Consider the following 6,787-nt stretch of genomic DNA (forward strand, 5'->3'; position numbering starts at 1 on the left):
TGATTTAACCGCGAAGGCGCTCATGACGCGAAGGAAGAGAAGAGAGAGTTTAATACAGGACGATGCTACCGAATTTGATATGATATCAATTCCTGTTGTATTGGAATGATTTAACCGCGAAGGCGCGAAGGGCGCGAAGGAAGAGAAGAGAGGATTTGATAGGACTATTCTTCTGGTTTGCCTAAATATACCTCTATTACGCGATCGTCATTTTGCACCTCATCCATAGTTCCTTCACACAAAACTGCGCCCTGATGCAGCACCGTTACCTTTTGAGCAATTTGCCGCACAAATTCCATATCATGTTCAATCACTAAAACGGAGTGACTTTGGGCCAGAGAAATTAGCAAATCTCCCGTTAAAGCTGTTTCCTCATCAGTCAAACCCGCCACAGGTTCATCTACCAACAACAAATCAGGAGATTGCGCCACTAACATTCCAATTTCTAACCACTGCTTTTCGCCATGAGAAAGCAAACCAGCCGAAAGATCCGCTTTATTCACTAAACCAATAGTTTCTAACAAACCAGCCACCGTGCGTTTTTCCGCGACAGGGGCTGGCTTGAACAGCGTGGGAAAGACATTTTTATTACTGTTACAAGACAACTCTAAATTTTCGCGAGGCGTTAAATTTAAGAAAACTCGCGGTGTCTGAAACTTGCGACCAATTCCTAAACGCGAAATGCTATCTTCTGACAAACCACGCAAATTCCGACCTTTAAAAAGTACCCGTCCTTCCGTCGGCTGCACCTTGCCGGTAATCGCGTCGAGAAAAGTGGTTTTTCCCGCGCCATTGGGCCCAATTACTACCCGTAATTCCCCCGCATCCATGCTAAAAGTTAAACCGTTAATCGCCTTGAAGCCATCAAAACTGACAGTCAAGTTTTCTATTTCTAATACTTTTCCATTCATTGCCTATTTTTCTCCTATGCTGCGTCAGTTAACAGTCTGTATGTAAGCCGGAAAATCTGCGGGATGACGAACTCTACACAACCAAATAAAAAGTTCTTGTTCTCTCAAGTAAAATTGCTAGAACTGCTCGAAATAGGACTAGGAGAAGCGGCCAAAATTCGCTCAGCTAACTTGGAGAGTGGCAGACTTTGAATGTAAACTTTACCAGGCCCAGTCATCTTAGCCAAAAACAAGCCTTCACCTCCAAATAAAGCATTTTTAAACCCACCGATAAATTGAATATCGTAGTCCACGGTGGCAGCAAAAGCTACTAAACAGCCGGTATCTACCCGCAACACTTCGCCCACTCCCAAATTTTTCTCAACAATGGTTCCTCCGGCGTGGACAAAAGCTAGGCCGTCACCCTGTAATTTTTGTAAAATAAAGCCTTCTCCGCCAAAGAAACCGGCTCCGAGTCGTTTAGTAAATGCCACCTCAATTTCAATGCCGTTGGCTGCGCACAGAAACGAGTCTTTTTGACACAGAAACTTGCCACCTAGTTTAGCTAAATCAAGGGGAATTACTTTACCAGGATAGGGGGCAGCAAAAGCTACTCTCGCTTTGCTTCTGCCGTTGTTTACAAAGGTGGTGATGAAGAAACCAGCTCCGGTAAACATCCGTTTAAATCCTTGAAATAAGCCACCTGTAGAAGTTTGCATTTCGATGCCGCCTTCCATGTATGTCATGGTTCCAGCTTCAGCCCGAACACCTTCTTGGGGGTCAAGTTCTATTTCAATTAGTTGCAAGTCGTCGCCGTAGATTTTGTAATCAATAATATCTGCCATACTTTGCCTCTAAATTTGCCTAAACTTTACCATAATCATTGTTCCAGTTCTTCTTTTTCATGGAGGATTTCGGGGTCTTGTTCCAGGCTGGGGTAGGTAGATACATACCTGGGTTTTCTGAATATGTTGCGGATTAGGTCAAAGCCTTGCTGTTGGAGCCATCCGACTAAGCCATCGGGGAGGACGGTGACTACTATTAAGAATAGTGCCCCTTGGAAAAACAGCCAGACTTCAGGGAATTGTTCGCTCAAGAAACTTTTGCCAAAGTTGACTAGGAGAGTGCCTAGTAGGGCTCCCGATAATGTGGCGCGACCTCCTACTGCTACCCAAATTACCATTTCAATTGAAAAGGCAATATCCATGGCTTTGGGAGAAATAATTCCGGTTTGTACAGTATATAATGCGCCGGCAATTCCTGCCATAGCTGCTGAAATTGCAAATACTAAAACTTTAAATCCTGTGGGATTGTAACCAGAGAAACGGAGACGAATTTCGTCGTCGCGAATGGCGATTAGCAGCCGACCAAAACGCCCGGTTGTCAACCAGCGGCATAGGGCGTAAGTTGCTCCTAGAAATAGTATGGTAAGAAGGTAGAAAATATATTGGGTATCTCGGTCATTGACTATGGCTCCGAATATGGTTTTAAAGTCTGTTAAACCGTTGGTGCCGTTAATCAGTTTTTGTTGGCCGTTGAAAAAGTTGAAAAATACGATGGTTGCTGCTTGGGTGAGAATGGAAAAGTAAACGCCTCGAATCCGATTTCGGAATACTAAGTAACCCAAGATTGCACCCAGTAAGCCTGGGATGAGAATTACTGCTAGTGCTGAGAAGGGAAAGGAATAGAATGGTTGCCAAAACCATGGCAGTTCGGTAACGCCATATAGGTTCATAAATTCTGGCAATTGACTGCTGGCTGTTGGGGGAATTTGCAGTTTTAGGTACATGGCAAATGCGTAGCCGCCGATCGCAAAAAATACGCCATGCCCTAAACTAAGTAAACCTGTGTATCCCCAGATTAAATCAATACCGAGTGCTGCAATTGCTAGGGCTAAAAATCGTCCCAATTGGTTGAGGCGAACATCGGGAAGTATGCCTGGGATCAGTAATATGAGTATAAGTGCGATCGCCCCAACAATCATTGCTTCTTGTAGCCATGCCTTTCTAGTTAAATTATTCATGGTTAATCAACTTTAAGATTGGGAAATTTTCAATTTTCCACCGTGCGTCCTTTTTGTGGGAAAATCCCTCCTGGCCGCACTTGTAGAAAAGCCATAATTAAGGCAAATACCATTACTTTTGCCATGCTGGTAGTGGCGAAAAAAGTGAAGAAATCCGCTAAAGGCTTGATAGGAGTCAAGATTGTTGCTATGGTTCCTGAACCGATCAGGTAATTTGCAGTGCCGATCGCGATCGCAGCAACCACAGTCCCCACAATCTTACCAACACCGCCCACAACCACAACCATAAAAGTATCAACCACATAATTCTGCCCCGTATTTGGCCCTACAGAACCCAGCAAACTAATCGCGCAGCCAGCAACACCAGCCAAACCAGAACCCAAAGCAAAAGTCAGGGCGTCTACTTGCTCCGTAGGAATCCCCAAACAAGCGCTCATGCTGCGATTTTGAGTAACAGAGCGAATCCGAAGCCCCCACACAGATTTTTGCAAAAATAAGTAAATTCCCGCCAAACAAACCGCCGTTAACACAATAATAAAAAGTCGCGCATAGGGCAACTGAAAATTGCCCAGAGGTATGCCACCCCGCAGCCATCCAGGTGCTGTCACATCCACATTTTGAGCACCAAACCAAGGTTTAGTGACAGCCAGTTTGTAAGTTTCACCTAAAAATGCACTCACCGCCCAAGAAATACCCAAAGAAAGAGGCAAAAGAATCGCGATAATTCCGTTACGAACTCTCTCGAAATCAGGGCGACGTTTTAGTACCTGCAAACCGCCAAAAAACAGTAAACAAAACACCCCAATCCCAGCTACCAGCACCCCACTGACGCTGCGGACAAACTGCTGTAAAATTAAACTTACACCCCAAGTTGCTAGTAAAGTTTCTAGCGGCCGCCCATACAAATAGCGAATCACACCGCGTTCCAGAATTAATCCTACCAGTGCCGCCACTAAAAAAGCTAAGGGTATGGCAAATAAAATATAGGTTTCAAAAGCAAATCCTCCGATACCTTTGAAGACATTTTGCACTACAAAAGTTGTGTAAGCGCCCAGCATCATTAACTCACCGTGAGCCATATTAATCACGCCCATCAGGCCGAAAATAATGGCTAATCCCAAGGCTGAAATCAGCAAAACAGCACCGATGCTAATCCCGTTAAATAAACCGTCTAATATCTCCACTTTTTTGCCTCTTATTTGTTCCCATAAAATCTTGGCTTTAGAGGTAATTTGTAATTATGTCACCTATTTCACTAGGTTTACTTAATTCAACCTAAAATTATCTGCTGCGATTTCCCAGACTTATGGGATAAGTCTGGGATCTGGGTTAGGATTTCCCTACTTAGGTCGCTTTAAATTTGCCTCCTTTGGCGGGGTCAGACCAATCGCAGGAAAAGCCTTTAGTTTCTGCTACAAATTGATTCCAAGGAATCGGTTTAACTGCTTCTGGGGTAGCAAAAGCTATCTTAAACAAACCGTCTTCTCTCACTTCGCCTAACCGCACAAACTTCGATAGGTGATGGTTTGTCTCCAGGGTTACTTTACCTCCCGGTGCGTCAAAAGTTTGACCCAAAGCTGCCGCCCGCACTTTGTCTAAATCGTCGGCTGTCCCTGCTTTTTCCACTGCTTGCTTCCAGAGGTAAACCATGATGTAAGCGGCTTCCATCGGGTCATTGGTTACTCTATCTTTGCCGTATTTAGCCTTGAAAGCTTCCACAAATTTTGTATTTGCGGGAGATTCCACAGTCATGAAGTAATTCCAGGCTGCATAGTGACCTTTGAGATATTCTACACCGATCGCCTTTACTTCTTCTTCAGCAATACTGACCGACATCGACGGATACTTATCCGGTCCCAAACCTGCACCCTGTAGGCCTTTGAAAAATGCCACGTTGCTGTCGCCGTTTAGGGAATTAAAAATGACACCACCGTCAGGTAAAGCAGCCTTGATTTTGGTAATAATTGGGGTTACTTCTGTGCCACCCAAGGGAATGTAATCTTCCCCAACTAATTCTCCACCTTTGGCAGCTAGCTGTGCTTTGATAATCGTATTTGCTGTGCGCGGAAAAACGTAGTCAGACCCGACTAAAAAGAATTTTTTGCCTTTATTTTCTAGCAGCCAGTCAACTGCTGGTTCGATTTGCTGGTTTGGCGCTGCCCCAGTATAAAAAATATTCTTGGAACACTCTTGGCCCTCGTATTGTACGGGATACCACAGCATATGATTTTTTTCTTCAAAGACTGGCAATACTGCTTTGCGACTGGCGGAAGTCCAGCAGCCGAAGACAGTGACAACTTTGTCTTGGTCGATCAATTTTTTGGCTTTTTCGGCAAAAGTTGGCCAGTCTGAATTACCGTCTTCAACTACTGCTTCTATTTGTTTTCCGAGAACACCACCAGCTTTATTGATTTCTTCAATTGCTAATTTTTCAGCATCGACCACACTATTTTCACTAATTGACATAGTGCCGCTTAATGAGTGCAAAATACCTACTTTGATGGTGTTGCCGCTGCTGGCTGGGGAACCGGGTGTGGTAGTGGGAGAAGCTGAAGCTTGGGGAGTTGCTGTTGGGCTTGGTGTTCTACAAGCTTTTAGAAATAAACTTGATGTGAGAGTTGCAGAACTGTATAAAAGAAACTTCCGCCGATCGAATCGCTTAGTCATTTTTTTGGTTACTCCTGAATATTTGACACTTCCCGGTGACGCTAAGGCGGGGATTTTTGACAATTTGCACCCTTAATATCCCTATTTCTAGGGTTTTGGGGCGAAATTTTTATATGTTAGACGACTAAAAATCCTATCACATCGCGGCTCTATATTAATCCTGGGTTCCCAGGGATGTTGTATGTTGCGATACAAAATGTCTAGTACCTGGAATCACCCACAAGTCAGAAGCAACAATGTGAAATCTTGAAGGTAAATTTATGGAGAATAGCGGACTCGAACCGCTGGCCTCTGCGGTGCGATCGCAGCGCTCTACCAACTGAGCTAATTCCCCTGATTGATGTTGAAGTTAGGATTTTAGATTTGGGATTGCCCAATCTAAAAGCTTTATAGGTTGCGATCGCTCTCACTTTCGCACACAGTTACTTATATTAACACGTAATTGCCAATTATGTAAAGCCTACTTTGCTTTCGGTTCTTTTGACCTCAACGATCGCGCCTACCGCCACGTAGTAGAAGGGAAAAAGGGTCCGGCACCGCGAAACTGAGCCGGACCAATGAACACAGCGCCAAGGTGAGTGCTATAGAACCCATTTGACATCTTTGAGGCGGCAAGCCTGATAATCATCAGCCTCATCAAACACAGATTAACGTTCATGTGGTGTAGGGATGAAGCTTTCGAGGGAACAATCGCTCAGAACAACCCGATTTTTGATGTCCAAATGCTTCATCCGACCCTGGATGGGCGATTTAAAAGATCTCAAATGGGTTCTATATGTTGACAGTTTCTTAGCCTATTCTTTGAGCTTCCAACCAGGTTTGACAACTTGTCGGGAACGGGCAACTACTAAACAATCATTGGGCACATCTTCCGTCACCACAGAACCCGCCGCCACGGTAACATCTTCACCCAGAATAATTGGTGCGACCAGGACAGTATTAGAACCTGTTTTGGTCCGATCGCCTATGTGAGTTTTGTGCTTCTTCACTCCGTCATAATTGGCGGTGATTGTCCCAGCACCGATATTGACTTTCTCTCCCAAAGTCGCGTCGCCTAAATAAGATAAGTGAGCAACATTAGTGCGATCGCCTATTTGAGTATTTTTCAATTCTACAAAATTTCCCACCCGACAATTCGCGCCAACTTCTGCATGACCACGCAAATGTGCGTAGGGTCCAATCCTTGAATTATCAGATACAATACTAT

6 protein-coding genes and 1 tRNA gene are annotated in these 6,787 nt (G+C 44.4%); all 7 read right to left on the bottom strand.

The window, feature by feature from the left end; translation table 11 throughout:
• Positions 1 to 164: 164 nt before the first annotated feature.
• On the bottom strand, positions 165 to 911 hold the full coding sequence (gene urtD, locus AAFP11_RS29215; RefSeq protein WP_341740166.1) for an urea ABC transporter ATP-binding protein UrtD: 747 nt from the start codon (positions 909 to 911) through the stop codon (positions 165 to 167).
• Between the two features lie 104 nt (positions 912 to 1,015).
• Positions 1,016 to 1,735: a TIGR00266 family protein gene (locus AAFP11_RS29220; RefSeq protein WP_341740167.1), complete on the bottom strand. Its 720-nt coding sequence runs from the start codon at positions 1,733 to 1,735 to the stop codon at positions 1,016 to 1,018.
• 35 nt (positions 1,736 to 1,770) lie between these two features.
• Positions 1,771 to 2,913, bottom strand: a complete 1,143-nt coding sequence (gene urtC / locus AAFP11_RS29225) for an urea ABC transporter permease subunit UrtC (RefSeq protein ID WP_341740168.1) — start codon at positions 2,911 to 2,913, stop codon at positions 1,771 to 1,773.
• A gap of 29 nt (positions 2,914 to 2,942) precedes the next feature.
• On the bottom strand, positions 2,943 to 4,097 hold the full coding sequence (gene urtB / locus AAFP11_RS29230; RefSeq protein ID WP_341740169.1) for an urea ABC transporter permease subunit UrtB: 1,155 nt from the start codon (positions 4,095 to 4,097) through the stop codon (positions 2,943 to 2,945).
• A gap of 160 nt (positions 4,098 to 4,257) precedes the next feature.
• Positions 4,258 to 5,580: an urea ABC transporter substrate-binding protein gene (gene urtA / locus AAFP11_RS29235; RefSeq protein WP_340518003.1), complete on the bottom strand. Its 1,323-nt coding sequence runs from the start codon at positions 5,578 to 5,580 to the stop codon at positions 4,258 to 4,260.
• A gap of 261 nt (positions 5,581 to 5,841) precedes the next feature.
• Positions 5,842 to 5,914: transfer RNA gene (locus AAFP11_RS29240), tRNA-Ala, on the bottom strand.
• 460 nt (positions 5,915 to 6,374) lie between these two features.
• Positions 6,375 to 6,787: DapH/DapD/GlmU-related protein (locus tag AAFP11_RS29245; protein WP_341740170.1), on the bottom strand; the 413-nt coding region annotated here is incomplete at its 5' end.

This window comes from Microcoleus sp. CAWBG640 (assembly GCF_020883015.1).
Lineage (GTDB): Bacteria > Cyanobacteriota > Cyanobacteriia > Cyanobacteriales > Microcoleaceae > Microcoleus > Microcoleus anatoxicus.